At 71.8% G+C, this 20,478-nt stretch carries 21 protein-coding genes and 2 tRNA genes; 14 read left to right on the top strand and 9 right to left on the bottom strand.

Annotation, left to right across the window (positions count from 1 at the left end; all coding sequences use genetic code 11):
• Positions 1 to 69 precede the first annotated feature (69 nt).
• A tRNA-Gln gene (locus DA085_RS20100) sits at positions 70 to 141 on the top strand.
• 86 nt (positions 142 to 227) lie between these two features.
• A tRNA-Glu gene (locus tag DA085_RS20095) sits at positions 228 to 300 on the top strand.
• 76 nt (positions 301 to 376) lie between these two features.
• On the opposite strand, the gene DA085_RS21760 is transcribed toward DA085_RS20095, so the two are convergent.
• The 3 genes from DA085_RS21760 to cofC form a co-directional block, all read right to left on the bottom strand.
• A complete protein-coding gene (locus tag DA085_RS21760) occupies positions 377 to 985 on the bottom strand; it encodes an HU family DNA-binding protein (protein ID WP_109474773.1) in 609 nt (202 codons plus the stop codon).
• A gap of 222 nt (positions 986 to 1,207) precedes the next feature.
• Entirely contained in the window at positions 1,208 to 1,438 is a 231-nt protein-coding gene (locus DA085_RS20085; RefSeq protein ID WP_109474772.1) for a hypothetical protein, read from the bottom strand.
• Between the two features lie 9 nt (positions 1,439 to 1,447).
• Positions 1,448 to 2,089: a 2-phospho-L-lactate guanylyltransferase gene (gene cofC, locus DA085_RS20080; RefSeq protein WP_109474771.1), complete on the bottom strand. Its 642-nt coding sequence runs from the start codon at positions 2,087 to 2,089 to the stop codon at positions 1,448 to 1,450.
• A 65-nt stretch (positions 2,090 to 2,154) separates the two neighbouring features.
• On the opposite strand from cofC, the gene DA085_RS20075 reads away from it, so the two are divergent.
• From DA085_RS20075 to DA085_RS20065, 3 genes are read left to right on the top strand one after another with little or no spacing between them, the layout of a single operon-like run.
• Positions 2,155 to 2,880 (top strand): lysophospholipid acyltransferase family protein, encoded by a 726-nt coding sequence (locus DA085_RS20075; protein ID WP_109474770.1) that lies wholly within the window; start codon positions 2,155 to 2,157, stop codon positions 2,878 to 2,880.
• Positions 2,877 to 3,878: an NAD(P)H-dependent glycerol-3-phosphate dehydrogenase gene (locus DA085_RS20070; RefSeq protein WP_109474769.1), complete on the top strand. Its 1,002-nt coding sequence runs from the start codon at positions 2,877 to 2,879 to the stop codon at positions 3,876 to 3,878. Before DA085_RS20075 ends, DA085_RS20070 begins: the two co-directional genes overlap by 4 nt.
• Before the next feature lie 48 nt (positions 3,879 to 3,926).
• Positions 3,927 to 5,063, top strand: coding sequence for a D-alanine--D-alanine ligase family protein (locus DA085_RS20065; RefSeq protein ID WP_109474768.1), 1,137 nt, complete (start codon positions 3,927 to 3,929; stop codon positions 5,061 to 5,063).
• A gap of 18 nt (positions 5,064 to 5,081) precedes the next feature.
• Here the strand turns inward: DA085_RS20065 and DA085_RS20060 are convergent, their stop codons facing one another.
• Together DA085_RS20060 and DA085_RS20055 are read right to left on the bottom strand one after the other, a co-directional pair.
• Positions 5,082 to 5,534 carry a DUF3515 family protein gene (locus tag DA085_RS20060; protein WP_237565633.1) on the bottom strand — a complete coding sequence of 151 codons (453 nt, stop codon included), beginning with the start codon at positions 5,532 to 5,534 and terminating at the stop codon, positions 5,082 to 5,084.
• A gap of 32 nt (positions 5,535 to 5,566) precedes the next feature.
• Positions 5,567 to 5,800, bottom strand: coding sequence for an Lrp/AsnC ligand binding domain-containing protein (locus DA085_RS20055; RefSeq protein WP_109474767.1), 234 nt, complete (start codon positions 5,798 to 5,800; stop codon positions 5,567 to 5,569).
• Positions 5,801 to 5,891: 91 nt separating this feature from the next.
• Between DA085_RS20055 and thiL the strand changes: the two genes are divergently transcribed.
• Complete coding sequence (gene thiL, locus DA085_RS20050; protein WP_161958590.1) at positions 5,892 to 6,902, top strand: thiamine-phosphate kinase; 1,011 nt, start codon at positions 5,892 to 5,894, stop codon at positions 6,900 to 6,902.
• Positions 6,903 to 7,127: 225 nt separating this feature from the next.
• On the opposite strand, the gene rpmB is transcribed toward thiL, so the two are convergent.
• Positions 7,128 to 7,325: a 50S ribosomal protein L28 gene (rpmB, locus tag DA085_RS20045; RefSeq protein ID WP_109474765.1), complete on the bottom strand. Its 198-nt coding sequence runs from the start codon at positions 7,323 to 7,325 to the stop codon at positions 7,128 to 7,130.
• Between the two features lie 368 nt (positions 7,326 to 7,693).
• Between rpmB and DA085_RS20040 the strand changes: the two genes are divergently transcribed.
• From DA085_RS20040 to rsmD, 3 genes are all read left to right on the top strand, one after another.
• A complete protein-coding gene (locus DA085_RS20040; RefSeq protein WP_109474764.1) occupies positions 7,694 to 9,361 on the top strand; it encodes a DAK2 domain-containing protein in 1,668 nt (555 codons plus the stop codon).
• Between the two features lie 12 nt (positions 9,362 to 9,373).
• Complete coding sequence (recG, locus tag DA085_RS20035; RefSeq protein ID WP_109474800.1) at positions 9,374 to 11,590, top strand: ATP-dependent DNA helicase RecG; 2,217 nt, start codon at positions 9,374 to 9,376, stop codon at positions 11,588 to 11,590.
• Positions 11,591 to 11,652: 62 nt separating this feature from the next.
• Positions 11,653 to 12,219: a 16S rRNA (guanine(966)-N(2))-methyltransferase RsmD gene (gene rsmD, locus DA085_RS20030; RefSeq protein ID WP_109474763.1), complete on the top strand. Its 567-nt coding sequence runs from the start codon at positions 11,653 to 11,655 to the stop codon at positions 12,217 to 12,219.
• Between the two features lie 211 nt (positions 12,220 to 12,430).
• Here the strand turns inward: rsmD and DA085_RS20025 are convergent, their stop codons facing one another.
• The 3 genes from DA085_RS20025 to coaD form a co-directional block, all read right to left on the bottom strand.
• A complete protein-coding gene (locus DA085_RS20025; protein ID WP_161958589.1) occupies positions 12,431 to 16,639 on the bottom strand; it encodes a lamin tail domain-containing metallophosphoesterase family protein in 4,209 nt (1,402 codons plus the stop codon).
• Positions 16,640 to 16,764: 125 nt separating this feature from the next.
• The gene (locus DA085_RS21905) at positions 16,765 to 16,899 is read right to left on the bottom strand and encodes an HAD family hydrolase (RefSeq protein ID WP_272914507.1); all 135 of its coding nucleotides are present in this window, start codon (positions 16,897 to 16,899) and stop codon (positions 16,765 to 16,767) included.
• A gap of 72 nt (positions 16,900 to 16,971) precedes the next feature.
• The gene (coaD, locus tag DA085_RS20020; protein ID WP_109474761.1) at positions 16,972 to 17,448 is read right to left on the bottom strand and encodes a pantetheine-phosphate adenylyltransferase; all 477 of its coding nucleotides are present in this window, start codon (positions 17,446 to 17,448) and stop codon (positions 16,972 to 16,974) included.
• Positions 17,449 to 17,565: 117 nt separating this feature from the next.
• Between coaD and DA085_RS20015 the strand changes: the two genes are divergently transcribed.
• Genes DA085_RS20015 through DA085_RS19995 form a run of 5 tightly spaced genes read left to right on the top strand, consistent with a single transcriptional unit; the run spans position 17,566 to position 20,411 of the window.
• On the top strand, positions 17,566 to 18,150 hold the full coding sequence (locus tag DA085_RS20015) for a YceD family protein (protein ID WP_109474760.1): 585 nt from the start codon (positions 17,566 to 17,568) through the stop codon (positions 18,148 to 18,150).
• A gap of 1 nt (position 18,151) precedes the next feature.
• The gene (rpmF, locus tag DA085_RS20010; RefSeq protein ID WP_109474759.1) at positions 18,152 to 18,346 is read left to right on the top strand and encodes a 50S ribosomal protein L32; all 195 of its coding nucleotides are present in this window, start codon (positions 18,152 to 18,154) and stop codon (positions 18,344 to 18,346) included.
• Positions 18,347 to 18,357: 11 nt separating this feature from the next.
• A complete protein-coding gene (gene rnc / locus DA085_RS20005; protein WP_109474758.1) occupies positions 18,358 to 19,179 on the top strand; it encodes a ribonuclease III in 822 nt (273 codons plus the stop codon).
• A gap of 8 nt (positions 19,180 to 19,187) precedes the next feature.
• The gene (mutM, locus tag DA085_RS20000) at positions 19,188 to 20,087 is read left to right on the top strand and encodes a bifunctional DNA-formamidopyrimidine glycosylase/DNA-(apurinic or apyrimidinic site) lyase (RefSeq protein ID WP_109474757.1); all 900 of its coding nucleotides are present in this window, start codon (positions 19,188 to 19,190) and stop codon (positions 20,085 to 20,087) included.
• A 42-nt stretch (positions 20,088 to 20,129) separates the two neighbouring features.
• Positions 20,130 to 20,411 carry an acylphosphatase gene (locus tag DA085_RS19995; protein ID WP_109474756.1) on the top strand — a complete coding sequence of 94 codons (282 nt, stop codon included), beginning with the start codon at positions 20,130 to 20,132 and terminating at the stop codon, positions 20,409 to 20,411.
• Positions 20,412 to 20,478: the final 67 nt, after the last annotated feature.

Genomic DNA, 20,478 nt, shown 5'->3' with positions numbered 1-20,478 from the left:
GGGCCGGGTAAGGTAGGCCCTCGGTCCGCCCCCCGCACCTCGAGAGAGGGAGCGAAGGCGGTACCCCCTTGGGGTATGGTGTAATTGGCAGCACGACTGATTCTGGTTCAGTTAGTCTAGGTTCGAGTCCTGGTACCCCAGCGCTGTTCGTCCGGTCACGGACGATTCGGCAGAAGCCCCGCCGTTTGGTAAGGTTTCTCCTCGGCTGCCACGCAGTCAGCACCCACGGCCCCGTTGTGTAGCGGCCTAGCACGCCGCCCTCTCAAGGCGGTAGCGCGGGTTCGAATCCCGTCGGGGCTACCCGTGGGAACGGCCCCTCACCTGCGAAGGTGGGGGGCCGTTTCAGTTTCTGGTCCTCGTGCGGACGCGCTGAGGACTACTTCTTGCCGGACTTCTTGTCCTTCTTCCTGCCCTTGTCGGACGTGGTCTCCTTGCGGTTCTTGCCCTTGCCCGACGCGGTCTTCTTGCTCTTGGCCCTGCTGTCGGAGTCGGCCCGCTGTGACTTGCGCAACGTCTTGCGGGCAGAGTCCTTGAGCTCGGTCTCGACCGTCGCCACGTCCTCGGCCGGCACCAGCTGGGCAGCGGACCTGCGGGTCGAGGCGCTCCTGGCGCTCCGCCCGGCCGTCCCGGGGTTCCCCGTGCTCGCCCGTGCCGGCGGCGACCCGCCCACCGGGGCGCGCCCCCCGGCCAGGCCCTCCGAGGGCAGCTGCTCCGGCTCGGTGACGACCTTCTTGAAGTAGGTGCCCGGCCGGAACCGGGGCGTGCTCGTGCCCGCGATCGGGACGCTCTCGCCGGTCCGTGGGTTGCGGCCGGTGCGGGGCGCACGGTCGGCGCGCTCGAAGGTGCCGAACCCGGTGATCCCGACGCTGCCGCCGGCAGCCACCTCCCGGATCACGACGTCCACGAGCGACTCGACGGCGAGCGTGGCATCTCGTCGGCTCCCCAGCTGAGTGCTCAGTCTCTCGATCAACTCGGCCTTGTTCACCGCTGCTCCGTTCCGTCGTTGGACAGGACCCGATTCACACTACGGGACAAGCAGATTGACGCAACCGCGGGAGGGAGGCAGGGAGGGCGTCGGCACGGCACCGGAGGAAGGGGTAGGCAGGAGGAGGAGAGGGCCGGCACGAGGAGGAGGGCCGGCAGGAGGAGGAGGGCCGGCAGGAGGAGGAGGGCCGGCAGGAGGAGGAGAGAACAGGCCGGGGGCCGGTCAGTGGATCGGCTCGTCGGCGCCGATCCCGACGATCCACAGCCGCGTGAGGCGCGCGTCCTCCGCCTCCGGGTCCCCGGCCACCTCGATGCTCAGCCGCTGGCCGACGCGCAGGTGGCGCAGCCCACTGGCCCCGAACACCTCCGCCTCGAACGGCACCACGCGCCCGGTGTCCAGGATCACGCTCCCGGCCGTGGTGGCCGGGTCGAAGGAGTGCACGGTGGCCTGCATGGCACCAGCCTAGTTCGCGCGGCCCTGGTGCGCCGCCGCCTCCGCCAGGACCCGCGCGGTGTGCGGGCCCACGCCGAGCTGCGCGGCCGCGGTCAGTGCGGCCAGGTCGTCCACGTCCTGGCGCAGCCGCGGGAGGTCGGGAGCGAGCAGCGTCGCCTGCTCGGCGTGGCGGGCCGCCGAGCCCTGGCCGAAGCGTGGTCGGGGCAGGACCCCGGGGGCAGCGGTCAGCAGGACGGTGCCCGTTCCCTCCGCGTCGGGGACCACGGCCCGCTCGTGCACGGCGCACGCCGCCAGCCCGGCCAGCAGCTCCTCCTCGCTGAGAGCAGGCAGGTCACCGAGCAGGACACCCACCGCGCGGCCGGGGGCGGCAGCCACGCGCAGGCCCGCCCGGACCGCGTCGTTGAGCCCGGTGCCCGGGTCGGTCAGCACCACGCAGCCCAGCGCCGCCGCGGCGGCGCCCACCTCCTGGTCCGAGGTCACGGTGACCACGTCGGAGGAGGGGAGTGCGCGGCATACGGCCTCCAGGGTGTCCAGGGCGATCGCGCGCGCCAGGTCCGGCCGGGACAGGGGGGCCGGCGGCTGCAGGCGGCTCTTGGCGATCCGAGCCTCCTTCACCGGCACGACCAGACGCCAGCGCAGTGGATCGGACACCGACCCAGTATGCCGGGACACGGCCGGGCAGGAGGCAGTGGCTGCCGGGGTGACAAGATGACCCCGTGGAACCGCAGCCGCTTCGCACCAGGACCCCGTTGGCCTATCGCGGTGTCATCACCACGGTCCGGCCGCTGCTGGCCCGACTGACCCGCCAGGAGTGGAGCGGCGGCGAGCACCTGCCGCACTCGGGCGGCTTCATCGTCGCGGGCAACCACATCTCCGAGATCGACCCGTTCATGGTGGCGCACTTCCTCGTCAACCACGGCTGGGCGCCGCGGTTCCTCGCCAAGTCGGGCCTGTTCGACGTGCCGGTCGTGGGGACCGCCCTGCGCCAGCTCGGCCAGGTCCCTGTCTACCGCGGGACCAGGCAGGCCTCCGAGTCGCTGAAGGACGCGGCGGCAGCCGTCCGGCAGGGCGACTGCGTGGTGATCATGCCGGAGGGCACCCTGACCAGGGAGCCCGGCCTGTGGCCGATGCGGGCCAAGAGCGGGGTCGGGCGACTGGCCCTGATGACCGGCGCCCCCGTCATACCGATCGCACAGTGGGGGGTGCAGAACCTGCTGGCGCCCTACGCCCGCCGGCCCACCGGCCTGTTCTCCCGCCACGTGATGCACGTCAAGGCGGGGCCGGCAGTCGACCTGAGCGACCTGGCGGGGCGCACGGACTCGGCCGCCGCCACCGAGGCGACCGCACGGATCATGAAGGCCCTGACCGTGCTGCTGGCGGAGATCCGGGGTGAGGAGCCACCCGGCGAGCCCTTCGTCTGGGACGGGAAGACGAGGCCGTGACCCGCACAGCGGTCTTCGGCAGCGGCTCCTGGGGCACCGCGTTCGCCGCGGTCCTGGCCGACGCCGGGGGAGAGGTCGTCCTGCACGCCCGGCGCCCCGAGGTCGCCGAGGCGATCAACGCCGACCACGTCAACGCCGCCTACCTGCCAGAGCTCGCCCTGCCCGACGCGGTCAGTGCGACCCACGACCCCGCCACGGCGACCGCGGGAGCGGACCTGGTCGTCCTGGCGATCCCGTCCCAGACCCTCCGCACCAACCTCGAGGAGTGGGGCCGCCACCTGCCGGCCGGCGTGCCGGTCGTGTCCCTGATGAAGGGCATCGAGCTGGGCACGGGCCGACGGATGAGCGAGGTGATCCAGGAGGCCGCCGGAGTGCCCCGCGACCAGGTGGTCGTCCTCTCCGGGCCGAACCTGTCCCACGAGATCGCGGCCAGGCAGCCGGCGGCGGCCGTCGTCGCCTGCAGCGACCTCGGGGCCGCCGAGCAGGTGGCCGCAGCGTGCGCGACCAGCTACTTCCGGCCCTACACGCAGACCGACGTGATCGGCGCCGAGCTCGGCGGTGCGGTCAAGAACGTCATCGCCCTCGCGGTCGGGATGGCCGAGGGGCTGGGTTACGGCGACAACACCAAGGCCACGATCATCACCCGCGGCCTGGCCGAGACGGCACGGCTGGGTGCGGCGCTCGGCGCCGACGCCGCGACCCTGATGGGGTTGGCCGGCGTCGGCGACCTCATCGCCACCTGCATGTCCCCGTTGTCGCGCAACCACGCCTTCGGCGTCAACCTGGGCAAGGGGCTGTCGGTCGAGGAGGTCGTCGCGATCACCAGCCAGACCGCCGAGGGGGTCAAGTCCTGCCGGTCCGTCGTCGACCTGGCCGCGACGCAGGGGGTGGACATGCCGATCTGCGCCGGCGTCAGGGCGGTGGTCGAGCACGCGATCGATGTGCGCGAGCTGGGCGACCACCTCATGTCGCGGCCGCACAAGCACGAGCGACACTGACCCCTCAGGTCACCGGTGTCGGACCCTCCACCGGTTAGGCTCACCGCGATGGACAGCCAGCCCGCACCCCAGACCGAGTCCGGACGGACCACCGTTGCCCTGGTCTTCGGCGGCCGCTCGGCCGAGCACGCCATCTCGTGCGCCACGGCGGCCAGTGTGCTGCGGGCGATCGACCGGGACCGCTACGACGTGGTGCCCATCGGGATCACGCGCGAGGGCCGCTGGGTCCAGGTCGCCGACGACCCGGCCCGGCTGGAGATCACGGACGGCCGCCTCCCTGAGGTGCCGGACAGTGACAGCACCGTGGTCCTGCCGCTGGGCACCGGGAGCAACCTGGTGACCGTCACCGAGCCGGGTGAGGTGCCCCGGGCCCTCTCCGAGGTCGACGTCGTGTTCCCGCTGCTGCACGGCCCGTTCGGCGAGGACGGCACCATCCAGGGCCTGCTGGAGCTCGCGGACATCCGCTACGTCGGCTGCGGCGTCCTCGCCTCCGCCGCCATGATGGACAAGGCGTTCATGAAGGCCGTGTTCGCCGGCGCGGGCCTGCCGATCGGGCCCTACACCGTCATCACCGACCTGCAGTGGCAGCGCGACCGGGCGGCGGCGCTCGACGCCGTCCACAGCCTCGCGTTCCCGGTCTTCGTCAAGCCGGCCCGTGCGGGCTCGTCGGTCGGCATCACGCGGGTCGACGACCCTGCCGAGCTCGTGGCGGCGATCGAGATGGCGCGGGAGCACGACCCCAAGGTCATCGTCGAGGCCGGCATCAGCGGCCGCGAGCTGGAGTGCGGTGTGCTCGGTGGTCACGGCAGCGGCAGCCCGCGGGTCAGCGAGGTCGGTGAGATCGTGGTCGGCGGTGAGCACACCTTCTACGACTTCGAGGCCAAGTACCTCGACGAGGCGAGCGTGGCGCTCTCCTGCCCGGCCGACGTGCCGGACACGGTGCGGGACGAGATCCAGCGCATCGCCGCCGTCGCCTTCGAGGCCGCGGACTGTGAGGGCCTCTCCCGCGTCGACTGCTTCCTCACCGAGTCCGGTGAGGTGCTGCTCAACGAGATCAACACGATGCCCGGGTTCACGCCGTACTCGATGTACCCCCAGGTCTGGGCGGCCTCCGGGGTCAGCTATCCCGAGCTGATCGACGAGCTGATCACCCTCGCCCTCGAGCGGCGCACCGGTCTGCGCTGACCCGGCCACGCGGCATACTCACGAGCAGCGGTTGGGCCCCTGCTCGACCGTCTCGGCCGCCGGTCCGAACGCCGGCAGGAGCAGGGCCGGGGTGTCGTAGGCGTCCGGCACGAGGACCTCGATGGCCGGGCTGCGACCGTAGGTCGTGAACGACGTGCCGTCATCCAGCTCCTCGACGATCCAGTCCACCCCCGCGCTGTCCAGGCACAGCTGCTCGGTCGGCCCGGGTGGGACGGCACCGCACCGGGCGATGATGGCCGGGTCGCCCCAGGCCGCGACGGTCACCGAGTCGACGGCCGTCTCGCGCCACTCGGCGGGCCCGACCCGCGTCGGCCAGTGGGCACCGACGGCGTGGCACTCCGGGGTCTCGGCCCCGTCGAACGGTGCCACCTTGACAGCGGACGAGCAGGCGACCAGCGGCAGGGCGACGAGCAGGAGTATGCCGAGGCGCGCGCCGCTCGTGCGGCTCACCACGGCGCGGGGGCGGTGCGTGGCGTGCGAGGTCAGAGGTGGACCACCGTGCAGGTCGTGGTGCGGGTGATGTGGGGCACCTCCTGGATCTGCGAGATCACCTGCCGCCCAAGGTCATCCACGCTGGGAGCCTCGACCCGGGCGATCACGTCGTAGGGGCCGGTCACGTCCTCGGACGTCACCACGCCCTCGAGCTGGCCGACGGCCCGCGACACGACACCCGACTTGCCGACCTCGGTCTGGATGAGGATGTACGCCTGAACCATGTCGCCTCCTGTGGCTCGGTGCGGACCGCTCCACGACCCGCTGTGGCCCAGACGCTACCGTGCAGGGACGCGACGCGGGAGGAGGGCTGGCATGTCGGGTGCCACAGACACAGGTGCCGGTCGACCGGTCACCATCGGTGACCTCGGTGAGGCCGGGATCCTCGGTCACATCTTCGCCACCCTAAGCACCACCGACGCGGTGCTGGTGGGGCCGGGCGACGACACCGCGCTCCTGGCGACCACCGGCCCCGTGCTGGCCACCACCGACGCCATGGTCCGGGGCCGGGACTGGCTCGATGCGTGGTCCTCCGCCCACGATGTCGGCGCCAAGGTCGTCGTGCAGAACCTTGCGGACCTCGCCGCCATGGGCGGCGTCGGCACCGGTCTGCTCGTCACCCTCGTGGCTCCGGGCTCCCTGCCTGCGCAGTGGGCACGCGACCTCACCGCGGGGATCGCCGAGGTCTCGGCGGCGAGCAGAGTGCCCGTCATCGGAGGCGACCTGTCCTCGTCGGAGGGCGCCGTGGTCGTGTCCGTCACGGCACTGGGCGAGGTGCCCGGGGGGCGGCCCGTGCTGCGCTCGGGAGCCGGGGCGGGGCAGGAGCTCGCGGTCTCCGGGTCGCTCGGTCGGTCGGCGGCGGGGCTGGAGGTCCTGCGCCGCAGCGACGCCGACTGGTGGCCACCGGCCGAGTCCGTCGAGGAGGTGGGTGGCTGGGTCGCCTACCACTGCCGCCCCGACCCTGACCTGACGCAGGGGCCACGGGCCGCCGCGGAGGGCGCCACCGCGATGCTCGACATCTCCGACGGCCTCGTGCGTGACGCCGGGCGTATCGCCACCGCGAGCGCGGTGCGCATCGACCTGGACGAGGAGGTGCTGGCGGGGCTGGCGGCGACGTACGAGCCGGTGCTCGGCGGACGCGCCGCCCTGGACTGTGTGCTCTCCGGCGGCGAGGAGCACTCGCTCCTGGCGACCTTCCCCCTGGGGGCCACGCCCTCCGGGTGGACCGTCGTCGGGAGCACCTCAGAGGCCGGCGTCGGGGGACCGGGTGTGTGGTGGCGCGGTGAGCGCACCTCCGGTGGCGGCTGGGACCACTTCGGCGGCTGACCCGAGATCTCCGCCGACCGGGCGCATCGTGACCCGAGATATCCCTCGACCGAGCGCACGGTTGCCCGAGGCCCGAGGCCCGAGGCCCGGGGTCCGAGGCCCAGGCGTCGGCAGTCTGAACCCCTGGTCTCGCCCGCGTCGTGCGAGGAGTCGTGCGAGCACATGACAAAGGCCGGCCTCCCGAGGGGAGTCCGGCCTGTCGGATGCGGTCAGGGACCGCGGGTGTCAGCGCGTGGTGATCTTGCCGGCCTTGAGGCAGGACGTGCACACGTTGACGCGCTTGGGGGTCACACCCTTGGGGCCCACGAGGGCACGGACGCGCTGGATGTTCGGGTTCCAGCGGCGCTTGGTGCGGCGGTGGGAGTGCGAGATGCTGTGACCGAAGCTCGGTCCCTTGCCGCAGACGTCGCAAGTGGCAGCCACGGTGTCTCCTGAGGTCGAATGGTGGATCGGGGCGTTCCCGACGTCAGCGGCGCACACTGGAGCACCACAAAGCCATCCGGGAACCGGCCTAGCGTAGCGGACACCAGCCGCCTGCGCCAAAACGTGCCGTGCGCCCACGGGCTCCCTGCTGAGGAGTCGGGACGGGCGGGTCACGACCGGCAGGGTGCGGGGCCCGGGCACGCCGCCCCAGCGGACCGGTGGACCGACCGCGGCACGCAGGTGTGGACGGTGTCACCACGCGGTCCGGGTCGGACGATAACCTGCGGGTGCCCCCTGTCCCGGGCCAGCCAGCCGGCCGGGACAACCACGCGTCAGCAGGCGCCGCAGAGCAGAGGCAGGTGAGCCGGATGAGCACTCCGACCGCGCTGCCCCTGGACCTGGCAGCGGCCCGACGGTGGGCCCTCGCCGCGCGCGCGGGCCTGGCCGACGCCCGCACCCAGATCGACGCCCTCAACGTCTTTCCGGTCCCCGACGGGGACACCGGGACCAACATGTTCCTGACCTTCGACGGTGCGCTCGACGTGCTGCGGAGCCACCACGACGTGGACGGGACCGGGATCAGCCTCACCCAGGGTCTGGGCCTCCTCGCGCGCGGCATGTTGCTGTCGGCCCGTGGCAACTCCGGCGTCATCCTGAGCCAGCTCGCCCGCGGGCTGCACGAGGCTGCCGCCGCGGCGGACGGGCCGGGGGAGGAGCTGCGGGCCGAGCTGCTCGCCGCCGCGTTCACCCGCGCGGACCAGCTCGCCTGGGCGGGGGTGTCCTCGCCGGTCGAGGGCACGATCCTGTCGGTCTCCAGGGCGGCTGCGGCGGGGGCCCGTGAGGCGGCCGCCGAGGACGGAGCCACCGCCGCCGACGTGAGTGCGGCGGCCCTCGCGGCGGCGCGGACCGCTCTGGAGCACACCCCGACCCAGCTGCCGGCACTGGCCAGGGCGGGCGTGGTCGATGCGGGCGGGGCAGGACTGGTCATCGTCCTGGAGGCGCTGCAGCGGGTGCTCACGGACGGACAGGTCGCGGCCGACGCCGGTGACAGCCCCTGGTTCCAGACGACCGCGACGCTGCCCACCGCCGACTGCACCGATGACGGGGAGGGCGCCTACGAGGTCATGTACGTCCTCACCCGCTCCGACGGGTCCCGCGTCAGTCACCTGCGGGCGCACCTGGAGCAGGTCGGCTCCTCTGTCCTCGTGGTCGGCGGGCCGGAGGAGTGGCGGGTGCACGTCCACCTGGACGAACCGCAGGTCGCGGTGGAGGCGGGCGCGATGGCCGGCCATGTCGGCGGGGTCCGGATCGAGGCCCTCGTCAGGTCCGGGAGTATGCCGTCCGCCCCCGTTCCGCAGCCACGTGCCGGGACCGGGGTGGTCGCCTGTGCCGGCGGCGACGGCCTGGTGGAGCTGTTCGAGCAGTCCGGCGCGACGGTCGTGCGCTCCAGCGCCGGGGCACGTGCCTCGACCGGCCAGCTGCTCAACGCCATCTGGGCGGTGCCGGCCCGGTCCGTCGTGGTGCTGCCCAACGACGCGGACGTGCAGATGGCCGCCGAGGCCGCCGCGAGCGACGCGCGCGAGGAGGGGCTGGTTGTCGAGGTGGTGCCCAGCCGTGCTGTCGTGCAGGGCCTGGCTGCCCTGGCGGTGTTCGACCCCGAGGCGGCTCTGGCGGACACGGTCGCGACGATGAGTGAGGCCGCCGGGGCCACCCTCCACGCCGAGCTGACGCTGGCCTCCCGGGATGCCCAGACCGGCGCCGGTCCCTGCCGTGCCGGGCAGGCCCTGGGGCTGCTCGACGGGCAGATCGTGGTCGTGGACGACGACCTGGTGCGGGCGGCGACCAGACTGCTGGCGCGGCTCGTCACCGACCAGACCGAGCTGCTGACGGTGGTCTCCGGTGCGGACGTGGAGCCGGCGCAGCGCGCTGGGATGGAGCAGGTGGTCGGGGCCATCGAGCAGGCCCACCCCGGCGTGGAGGTCGTCTGGGTCGACGGCGGTCAGCCGGCCTACCCGTGGCTGCTGGGGGCCGAGTGAGGTGCTGCGGTGATGGCTGAGCGGACGACGCTGGACACGAACCTGCGCTCGGTGGTGGCCAAGGCGGCCACCGCGCTGGCCAAGAAGGACCTGGTCACGGTGCGCGACCTGTTGGAGTTCTACCCCCGCACCTACCTGGACCCCACCCGCCCGACGGACTTCTCCACGCTGGCGGAGGGGGAGTATGTCGTGGTGCTGGCCGACGTGCAGCACGCGGTGACCCGCAAGATGCGGCAGCGACGCGGCAGCATGCTCATCGCCAGCATCGAGGACGGGCTGGGCAACGAGCTCGAGCTCACCTTCTTCTCCGCGTGGGGCCATGAGAACGCCCTCGTCCCGGGCAGGAGGGTGCTGGTCTCGGGGACAGTGAGCCACTACGGCGGCCGGCGACAGCTGACCCATCCCGAGTACGAGGTGCTGGGCGCCGGGGCGCAGGCGGGCAGCACCTTCGGCGAGGGCCCGATCCCGGTCTACAGCCAGGTCCCGAAGATGACCTCGATGAAGGTCGCGGCCGCCGTCGACCTGGTGCTGCACGCCCTGGCCGAGGTGCCCGACCCGATCCCCGTGGAGGTCCGCGCCAGGCACGGCCTGCCACCGCTGAGCAACGCGTTCACGATGGTGCACCAGCCGCGCAGCACCGAGGAGCAGCGCAAGGCCCGCTGGCGGATGAAGTTCCAGGAGGCCTTCGTGCTGCAGGCCGCGCTCGCGGTGATGCGGCACTCCTCCGACGCGGTTCCCGCTGTGCCCCGGTCTGCGGTGGCCGGCGGCCTGGCCGAGCAGTTCCGCGAGCGTCTGCCCTTCGATCTCACCGAGGGACAGGAGCAGGTGCTCGGTGAGGTCACCAGCGACCTGGGGCGCAGTGTCCCGATGCACCGACTGCTGCAGGGCGAGGTGGGCTCCGGCAAGACGGTCGTGGCCCTGCTGGCGATGCTCACCGTGATCGACGCCGGGGGTCAGGCGGCCCTGCTGGCCCCCACGGAGGTCCTCGCGGTCCAGCACCACCGCTCGATCAGCGCGATGCTCGGCCCACTCGCCGAGGCCGGCCTGCTGGGCGGCGCCGCGGACGGCACCCGGGTGGCTCTCCTCACGGGGAGCCAGTCCGCCGCCGAGCGCCGGGCCAACCTCTTGATGGCGGCCAGCGGCGAGGCGGGGATCGTCGTCGGCACGCACGCCCTGATCCAGGAGCACGTGCAGTTCGCCGAGCTCGGCCTGGTCGTCGTGGACGAGCAGCACCGCTTCGGCGTCGAGCAGCGGGATGCGCTGCGGGCCAAGGTCGACGACGCCTCGCCCCACACGCTGGTGATGACGGCGACGCCGATCCCGCGCACCGTCGCGATGACGGTCTTCGGCGACATGGAGACCTCGACGCTGACCGAGGTCCCTCGCGGGCGTCAGCCCATCACCACCCATGTGGTCCGCGGCAACCAACCGTCCTGGGTGCAGCGCACCTGGGAGCGGGTGGCTGAGGAGGTGGCCCGGGGCGGTCAGGTGTATGTCGTGTGTCCCCGGATCGGTCAGGAGGACGACCCCGACCTTCCCGACGGTGCGGACATCGGACCCGGCGGCGCGATCGCGGCGCAGGGGGCCTCGGCCGCGGCGCCGGAGGAGGAGAGCCGCGCCGAGCTGCACGGCGTGCTGCAGGTGGAGCGCGCGCTGAGGGAGCTGCCGGCGACCGCGGGGCTGCGGATCGGCATCCTCCACGGGCGTCAGGCGACCGACGAGAAGGACGCCACCATGCGGGCCTTCGCTGCCGGTGAGATCGACGTGCTGGTCGCGACCACGGTGATCGAGGTCGGGGTCGATGTGCCCAACGCCACGCAGATGGTGATCATCGACGCCGACCGCTTCGGGATCTCCCAGCTGCACCAGCTGCGGGGCCGGATCGGCCGTGGTTCCAAGCCCGGGCTGTGCCTGCTCATGAGCCAGGAGGCGGAGAGCCAGTCCCTGGAGCGACTCGAGGCGGTGGCGTCCACGACGGACGGCTTCGAGCTGGCCCGGCTGGACCTGGCTCAGCGTCGTGAGGGGGACGTGCTGGGAGCGTCCCAGTCCGGGGCGCGGAGCAGTCTGCGACTGCTCCGGCTGACCCGCGACGAGGACCTGATCGTCGCCGCGCACGAGGATGCCTGGCAGGTGGTCGGAGACGACCCGGACCTGGCCGACCATCCCGAGCTCAGGGCCGAGCTGGACCGCCTGGACGCCGAGCGCGCGGCCTTCCTGGAGCGTGGCTGAGTGACCAGGGGGAGCCGGCCGAGCCGCCTGCCCAGCGGGCGGCACTCCTGGAGCGTGGCCGGGTGACCAGGATCATCGCCGGCAGGCTCGGTGGACGACGGTTGAGCACCCCTCGCGGAGCGGCGACACGACCCACCAGCGACCGGGTGCGGGAGGCCGTCTTCTCCCGGGTCGAGTCACTGATGGACCTGGAAGGGGCACGGGTCCTGGACCTGTATGCCGGTTCCGGGGCCCTGGGGCTCGAGGCGGTGAGCCGTGGGGCCGGCTTCGCGGTGCTGGTCGAGTCCGACCGCCGGACCGCGCGGCTCATCGAGGCCAACGTGACCGAGCTGAGACTTCGCGGTGCCGCGCGGGTGCACGCCGAGTCGGTGGACCGGGTGCTGGAGCGCGGGCCGGGCGGGCAGCCGTTCGACCTGGCGCTGCTGGACCCTCCCTACCCGCTCGGCGAGGAGGAGCTCACCGGCGTCCTCACCCTGCTCGTCGACCAGGGGTGGCTGACGCCGCAGGCGCTGGTGCTCGTCGAGCGCGGGTCGCGCTCACCCGCCCCGACACTGCCGGCTGGGCTGTCCGCGATGGGGTCGCGCAGCTACGGCGAGACGGTGGTGCACTACCTGGAGCCGCAGAGCTGACCCGCGGTCACCGTCGAACAGGTACCACGTCCTCCGTGCGCGCGGACTGGCGCGTTCCTCCAGCCGCTCGCCGTTGTCCGCAGTGCTATCCGAACCGACGACCGGGTGACGCGACGAGCCCCGGTGAACCGTCCGACGACGGTTCACCGGGGCCACGCCCGGCCGTTGCGGGCACCAGCGCCCTGCCTGCTGCCCGTGGCGTGAGGGCTGGTCAGCCCTTCCCGTTGCCCCGGCCGTTGTCCAGTCCGGCGCCCCTGCCAGGGTGCAGGGTGAACTCGCGCACGTCGGAGTAGTCGACCGCGCCGTGCGGGTCACTGGTGCGGACGTACCACGAGTAGTCGCCCCTGCGGAGCCGGGTCAGGGTGGCGGTGACCGTGCTGCCGCTGGTCTGCTCGTCGAACTCCTGCAGGACCGTGCCACCGAGGACGTCGACCGTCACCGAGTCCGTGGCCAGCACCTTGGTCCGCGCCTCGATGCCCAGCTGGGCGAACGACACCTCGAACTCCTGGTGCTCGAGGTCCAACGAGGGGTCCTCGGAGTTGTACTGCTCCAGGTAGGGCGAGTAGGTGCGCACGAGCATCTGCTGCCCCTCCGTGTCGAAGTGCAGAAGCCGCAGGAACGCCTGACCGCCCTCGGGCAGACCCTGGTAGTCGAACAACATCTGGGTGACCGTGCGGTCCGGGACGCCGTCGCCGGTGTCGTCGAACTCGTCCAGCCGGGTGAACGCGTCGTGGTAGTGCCCGGAGAAGACCATCGACACGTTCGGGTTGGTCGCCACGACCTCGTCCTGGATCTGCTGCGGGATCGGCCCGAGGCCACCGGTCGTGAGCATGTACTCGTGCAGACTGATGATGGCTGTCCGCTCCGGATGGGCGGCGAGGACCTCGTTCATCCACGCGATGCTCTCGTCCGTCGGCCCCCATCCCAGGTAGAGCATGAGGAAGTCCACGCCTCCGACCGTGATCAGGTCGTAGTGGCCCCGGTTGTTCTCAAAGCTGCCCCCGAACCACGGGTTGTCCGCGAAGCGCTCGTCACCGAAGAACTCGCCGTAGACCGAGTAGTCCTCCCGGGCGCCACCGACGTCGTGGTTGCCCGCGAGCACACCGTAGGGCAGCTGGGAGTCGTCCAGCAGCTGGTAGGCCGGGTCCGCATTCGCCCACTGGTAGGGCTGGTCGTAGTTGTCGACGATGTCGCCGGTGTGGAACAGGTAGGCGAGGTTGAGCGGGTCGCGCCGTTCCAGCAGGTAGTCGTGGATGTCGAGCTGTCGCTGGGGGAAGGACTCGTTGTAGTACTGCGTGTCCGACTCCCAGGCCAGCGTGAAGTCGTAGTCGGAGCGCGGCACGTCGTCCGGGTGGGCGGGCTCGACCGGGGTGCTCCGGTCCGACCGGTCGGTGTGGGCAAAGCCCTCCGAGTGCTGCACGAGCACCTGGACCGCCCCGTCCTGAACGTGGTCGGCAACCGGCACCTGGGCCTCCAGGGCGATGTCCGTCTCCCCGTCGGTCGTCAGGACGCGGTCGACCTCCTCCCAGGCCCCCGTCGTGGTGTTGCGGACGGACAGGAGCACCTTGGCGTCGGCATTGGCGCTGCCCTCCCAGGCGACCCGCACCGAGGTCTCCGGGTCGGTCTCGTCGACCGGCACCTCGAAGAGCTGGTAGGGCAGGGCGTTCTCGGACGTGGTGGCGGCGCTCTCACCGTCGTCGGAGGCCATGGCGGCACGCTCCTCGGTGGTTGCCGTGACGCGGTCCGTGCGCTCGACCTCTGCAGCGTCTGTGGTCGTGCCGGTCCAGGCGAGCAGCCCCGGGTCGTCGGTGGTGAACCTCTGCCCGACCAGGAAGGCCACGTCGAGCAGGTCACCGCTGGGGTCGGTCACGCGAGCCGTGAGGTCGACCTGCTTGGTGCCGCGGATCGTCGCGCCGTCCTCCGGTGAGAGCAGCTCGGTGTCGGGCTGCTCCACCGGCGTGGTGAAGGTGACCGTCCGGGTCGAGGTGTTGCCGAGGTGGTCGCGGGCGGACAGCACCAGCGCGTGCTCACCCACCACCAGGTCCAGGGAGCTGGTGGTGTGGGGTAGCTCGATCACGGTGCCGTCCAGGGAGGCGGTCAGCACGTCCAGGCCGGCGCCGGCGTCCTGCGCGGAGGCGTCGATGACGAACTCGCCCTGGTGGTCTGCGCCGTCCTCGACGGTGCTGGTGATCACCGGAGCGGTGTTGTCCACCTGCACCGTGCGCTGCACGGTGGTCGCGCCGTCGGTGGCGACGACCTCGTGCTCGCCATCGGTGGTCGCGGTGGTGTCCCAGTCGAACGCGGTGGCCGAGAAGGCGTCCTCGGGGAGACTGAACGCTGCGTCCACGAAGTCGTTCTTGCCCGCGCTGTCGCCCATCGCGATCCAGGCCTTCGGGTCCTCGAAGCCCGGCGCGCGCAGCGTGCGACCGTCCGGGAGGACCAGTCGCAGGTTGCGGATCTGGAAGTCGTCGTTGTTCTCGTCGAGGTCGATCTCGGGCCAGGCCTTGGTCCCGGCGTAGATGCTCAGCACCAGGTCCTCGCCCTGGGTGATGTAGGACAGCGGCACCGCCGTGGCGACCGTGACCTCGTCGGCGTAGAAGCCCTCGTCGAAGATGTGCAGGACGTCGTCACCGATCAGGACACCGTTGCGGAAGAAGGCGTCGGTGCTCGTCGCCTCGAACGCGAAGAACGGCTCGCCCTCGAGTGCGGCACCGGCTCCCTGGGCCGGCTCGCCGTCGACGCTCAGGGTGATCCGCGGCGGGTAGGTGTCACCGCCGGCGCTGACCCGCGTCGTCCCGGAGACGAACTGGTCGTCCTCCAGGCTGAGCCGCACAGGGCTGGGGTCCACCCCGGACACGGGCAGACGCACCGTCTCGGTCGTGGTCGAGTGCGTGCCGTCCGAGGTGGTCAGGGAGTAGTCCACCCACCGTGCCCCGGTGAGGTCCACCCGGTGGATGGAGGACTCGTAGCGGTCCTCCGGCCCGGCGGTCAGGTTGCGCACCGCAGGCTCGGCCATGCCCGAGGTCTGCACCGACAGGCTGGCGGTCCGGACCTGCACGTCGTCGGTGATCGTGAAGGCGAGCGTGAGGTCCTGGGTGGGGTCGACCGTGTCCGGTGCGTGGTCGATGACCGCGGGGGCGGCGTCGTCGACCGGAGGAACCATGAGGCCCGCCGGCACCTGGTCTGCCGTGACCGATCCCGGTGAGGCCGGCTCGTGGCCGAGGAGGATCTGCCGCTGCTGGTCGGCGGGGTCGGTCTGGTACTGGATGCCGACATCGGCCCGGGTGTCGTCCGCCCCAGCCAGGTTGTAGTAGGCCGTGTTGACGCCGAACCCGGTGTTGGTGACAACCTGCAGACCGCGCGCGCTGCCGTTGGCCATCCCACCGGTGTGGATCTCGACCAGGTCCTCGCCAGCCGTCAGATCGACCCCGAAATGGGCGTTGAAGTCGGCTGCTGTCAGGGCGTTGTTCTGGCCGTTCTTGATCCAGAACACCGCCGTGTCGGCGGGCTGGATGACGAAGGACTCGGGCACCGAGGGCCACTGCACCACGTTGTTGTTGGTGAGGTCCTCGGCCGGGTAGAGGTAGTCGAGCTTGTAGTCGGCGAAGTCGATCGGCTCCGTCGTCGCGTTGTAGACCTCGATGAACTCGTAGCCGTCGGCCGAGCCGACGTTGGTGGTGTCCGGTGTGACCTCGGTGACCTGCAGGGGAGCGGTGACCAGGGTCGGGTCGGGCTCCGGCGTCGGGTCCGGCTCGGGCTCGGGCTCCGTGGCCGGCGGCAGGAGGGCGGCCGGGTCGATCTGGCCGGGGGAGGGGGTGGCCGGGCCGGCGAGCAGGCTGGTGCGACCCGGCGTGTCGTCCAGGCGGAAGTGCGCGGTGGCATCGACCCCCGTGCTGCCGGCGGGATAGAACGACCACGTGCTCGAGCCGTCGCCGGCGGTCACGCGGATGCCGCGGTTGCCGCCGTTGGCCATGCCGGACTGTCCGGTGACGCGCACCAGGCGGTAGTCGCCGGTGCCCGCGCCGACCCCCTCCCAGAAGTCGCGGAACTCCTGCTCGGTCCGGGCGAAGCTGTCGACGGTCGTGGTCTGGTAGGACAGCCAGAGCACGGCGGTCTCCCCGGGCTCGAGGACCGTGCCCGCGGGCACCGTCAGCGGCACGTCACGGGCCGTGTCCGCGCTGTCCACGTAGGTGTAGGCCAGGGACACGGTGGCCAGGTCGAGCGGTGCACCGGTGGTGTTGGTCACCTCGATGAACTCGAAGTCGTCGTAGGAGGAGTTGTCGGGTGCGATCTCGGTGACCAGCAGGGCGGGGGTCTCGACAGCAGCGACCGAGGTGGTGGTCAGGCCGCCGGCGACCAGCGCTGCGGTCGCCAGGGCACCGACGGTGCGGCGAAATCGTGCAGGATGGGACGGGGACACGGGGAGCCTTCCGGGCAGGGAGTGTGCGAACGGCTGCGGGCGGCTCCAGACTCTGGACCCGCCGGAGGGCACCGTGCCCCGAGGAGGTGTCGTGGTGGTGAACGCACGGTCGCCCCGGGATGACGTCAGGGCGAGGAGCCGGAATCCTCCTGCCAGCTGTCGCACAGCATGAGCGTCACCTCCGGGGCCGCGTGCTGCAGCTCGAGGCCGTGCGGGAGGATGCCGGGGTCGGGCTTGACGCTGCCGACCTCGTTGGACATGACGACCGCGTCGACAGCCAGCCCCGTGCGCTCGACGACCGGCCGCAGGTCGAAGCCGCCGTCACGCCCAGATCACCTACGGCGTGCCACGAGCGCGTCGCGCACGTGGTCCGGGACGAGTCCGGTGACGTCCCCGCCATACTGGGCGACCTCGGAGACCAGGGAGCTCGACACGTGCTCCAGGGCCGGGTCCCCGGGCAGGAAGACCGTCTCGACGCCCGTCAGGTGCCGGTTCATCAGCGCCATCGGCAGCTCGTAGGCGAAGTCGGTGCCGCCGCGCAGCCCCTTGACGATCGCGCTCGCCCCGAGCTCCTTGGCGATGTCGACCAGGAGCCGGCCGCCGAACGCCTCGACCCGCACTGTCAGCCCGGGCGGGACGGCCTCGCGGATGAACTCGATCCGCTCCTCGACGGGGAACCGGCCACGCTTGGACGGATTGTGCAGGACCCCGACGATGACCTCGTCGTAGAGGGCGGCGGCTCGGACGATGATGTCCAGGTGCCCGTTGGTGACCGGGTCGTAGGATCCGGGGCAGAGGCAGCGACTCATGCGGCCAACCTACCGGCCTGCTGATTTGTTGGGCCGTGGACCGCTCGGCTAACCTAGTGTGTCGGTCTGTGTCCCTGTGCGGGTCCGGACCGATCCACACGACACGCGAGGGACAACATGGCAACGCAGGACGCTGCGAGCCCCTGGGTCATTGACACCCGGGAGCTCGTCCGCCGGGCGGGCGCTATGAAGGAGACCTCGCGGGCCGTGACGGCTCCGGACCTTATCGGCACGGACGTCATCGCGATCAGGCCCGGGGACCCGGTAGACCTCGATCTGCGGATGGAGTCCGTGATGGAGGGTGTCCTGGCCACCGGATCGGTCAGGGCCACCGCGACCGGGGTGTGCGTGCGGTGCCTGGACGAGGTGGAGATCCCTGTGGATGTCCACTTCCAGGAGCTGTTCGCCTACCCCGACCGCGCGGCCCACCACCAGGAGGTGGCGGCCGACGAGGACGAGCAGGACGACGTCTACGAGCTCGAGGACGACCTGATGGACCTCGAGGAGCTGGTCCGGGACGCAGTGGTGACCGCCCTGCCGTTCCAACCGGTGTGCCGGGACGACTGTCCGGGTCTGTGTTCCGAGTGCGGAGCACGCCTGGCGGATGACCCGGAGCACCACCATGACGTGATTGACCCACGGTGGTCGGCACTGGCCGACCTCGCCCAACCGGGCACCGACGACGAGAAGAAGAGGAACTGACGTGGCTGTCCCGAAGCGGAAGATGTCCCGCTCCAACACCCGCTCCCGCCGCGCCAACTGGAAGGCTTCGCCGGTTGCCGTGAGCACCTGCCCGCAGTGCAAGGCACTCAAGCAGCCGCACATGGCGTGCCCTTCCTGCGGCACCTACGCGGGTCGTCACTACGACGCCGCAGAGCGCACCGAGCACCAGGGCTGAGCCCCGTCGGTATGACGTCGGGCTCCGGGACCCCTGCGGACACCGGTTCCGCGTCCCCCGAGCAGCGCCCCCTCGCTGACCTCCGCGACTACCTCACCGAGGTGGTCGGGGAGGCCTGCGACGAGGCGCTGCTCCGGCGTGCCGTGACACACCGTTCGTACGCGTACGAGAACGGCAACGTGCCGCACAACGAGCGGCTGGAGTTCCTCGGGGACTCCGTGCTCGGGCTCGTGGTGACCGACACCCTGTTCCGGCGCCACCCCGACCTGCCGGAGGGCCAGCTGGCCAAGCTGCGTGCCGCCGTCGTGAACTCCCGCGCCCTGGCCGACGTGGCGCGGACGATGGGACTGGGTGAGTACATCCTGCTCGGCCGCGGCGAGGAGGCCACCGGCGGCCGCGACAAGGCGTCGATCCTCGCGGACACCACCGAGGCCGTGATCGGCTGCGTCTACATCTCCGTCGGTCTGGACGCCGCGGACACCTTCGTGCACCACCTGCTGGACCCGCTCATGGAGCACACCGCGAGCCTCGGTGCAGCCCTGGACTGGAAGACCAGCCTCCAGGAGCTCGCCTCCACCGAGGGCCCGATCTCCCCGAGCTACCAGATCGCCGAGGACGGCCCGGACCACGACAAGGTCTTCACCGCCACGGCGGTCGTCGACGACGAGGTGCTCGGCACCGGGGTGGGCCGCAGCAAGAAGGCGGCCGAGCAGAAGGCGGCCGAGGCCGCCTGGAAGCTCCTCACCGAGCGCGCCACGGCCGTGGAGGACGCCGAGACCGAGCAGGCCGCGTCCGGGTCGACCCACAGCGGTCCCACGACCCCTCGCGACTGACCAGCGCCGTGCCGGAGCTTCCCGAGGTGGAGGTCGTGCGCCGCGGACTCGCCGACCACGTGGTGGGGCGCCGCATCGCGGAGGCGACCATCACCGGCACCCGCGTCGCGCGCCGCCACGAGGCAGGACCGCTGGACCTGGCGACCCGCCTCAGCGGCGTCGACGTGCTCGCGGCAGACCGTCGCGGGAAGTACCTCTGGCTGGTGGTGCAGGCCCCCGGCGACGACCCACACGCCCTGGTGCTCCACCTCGGGATGAGCGGTCAGCTGCTTGTCGAGCCGCCGGACGCCCCTCGCGAGAAGCATCTGCACGCGACCTTCGACTTCGTTGACGACGGACCGCAGCTGCGCTTCGTGGACCAGCGCACCTTCGGTGGCCTGGCCCTGACCGAGCTCGTCCCGGACCGCCACCCGGGCAGCTCCCACGCGCACGGCGTGCCGGTCCCCGTCGGGCACATCGGCCCCGACCCCCTCGAGCCGGCCTACGACCAACAGGCAGTCGTCCGCGCACTCAGGCGACGGCATACGGCGATCAAGCGGGCCCTGCTGGACCAGGGACTGGTCAGCGGCGTCGGCAACATCTATGCCGACGAGGCCCTGTGGCGGGCACGGGTCAACCCGCTGCGCGAGACGTCCGCCCTGACCGGGCCGGCGCTCGCGCGCGTGCTCGGTCACGCCACGGACGTGATGACGGAGGCGCTGGGACAGGGTGGCACCAGCTTCGATGCGCTCTACGTCAACGTCAACGGGGCCAGCGGCTACTTCGACCGCTCGCTCCACGCCTACGGGCGCGAGGGCGAACCGTGCGACCGGTGCGGCACCCCGATCCGGCGCGAGGCGTTCATGAACCGGTCCTCGCACTACTGCCCCCGTTGCCAGCCACGACCGCGAGGCCCCCGCGCCCGTTGAGGCACCGCTCGTCCAGCGAAGCAGCCTTCCTAGACTGGTCCCGTGGTGAGGGCACTGGTGTTTGTCAGGGGACGCGTCCAGGGAGTGGGCTTCCGGTGGTGGACGCGTGCGCGTGCGCTCGAGCTCGGCCTCGTCGGGCACGCCCGCAACCTGCCCGACGGGCGGGTCGAGGTGAACGCCCAGGGATCTGAGGACGCGGTCCGCACGCTCATCGACCTGCTCGGCGAGGACGTCTCGACCCGGAGCCGCCCGGGCCACGTCTCGGGCGTCACGGTCCAGTGGCACCAGCCGTCCGAGGGCCTCAGCGGCTTCCGCGAACGCTGAGTGCGCGGTCTGCGCCCAGCGGGGATTCGCGCAGACGGCCTGATGTGCGGGGGATCCGGGGTGGCCG

The sequence above is a fragment of the Ornithinimicrobium cavernae genome, from assembly GCF_003121625.1.
In the GTDB taxonomy this organism is placed as follows: domain Bacteria; phylum Actinomycetota; class Actinomycetes; order Actinomycetales; family Dermatophilaceae; genus Ornithinicoccus; species Ornithinicoccus cavernae.
The sequence above is the reverse complement of the archived record's forward strand: the minus strand, read 5'-3'. Positions and strand labels throughout refer to the sequence as shown.